This is a genomic window from Lactobacillus sp. C449L (assembly GCF_059900815.1).
Map to the genome: position 1 here is coordinate 1 of NZ_JBWXGA010000089.1, position 515 is coordinate 515.

Annotated in this window: 1 pseudogene; it reads left to right on the forward strand. The window is 43.5% G+C overall.

The features are described 5' to 3' along the window. Positions 1-3: 3 nt before the first annotated feature. Positions 4-501, forward strand: a pseudogene (locus AC2JF9_RS08430) (iron-containing alcohol dehydrogenase). The last annotated feature ends 14 nt before the right edge of the window (positions 502-515 follow it).

Consider the following 515-nt stretch of genomic DNA (forward strand, 5'->3'; position numbering starts at 1 on the left):
GCCATGAAACTTATTTCTAAACACTTGCCGAAAGCATACGCTTCCCCGGATAACATTGAATCTCGCGAGGCAATGATTACAGGGAGTCTTATGGCTGGACTAGCCTTTGGAAATGCGGGTGTTGGGGCTGTCCATGCTCTGGCTTATCCTCTTGGGGGACGCTTCCATATGGCACACGGAGTAAGTAACTCATTATTACTCCCTTATGTAATGTAATGGAACAAAGTCGCATGTTTAGATAGGTTCCGTGATATTGCAGAAGCTGTAGGGGAAAAAGTTGACCATTTAAATGATGATCAGGCTGCCGATGCCGCAATTGAAGCCATGATCCGTTTATGCCGTTATGTGGAAATTCCCCAATCCCTCCGTGAATTTAATATTCCGGAATCAGCCTTGGCACAAATGGCTGAGGAAGCTACAAAGCAAACTCGTTTGTTACGAAATAACCCTCGTAAATTAAGTGTGAAAGATATGGAAAAAATTTACGGTGCAGCATATTAATTAGGAGGAACAAC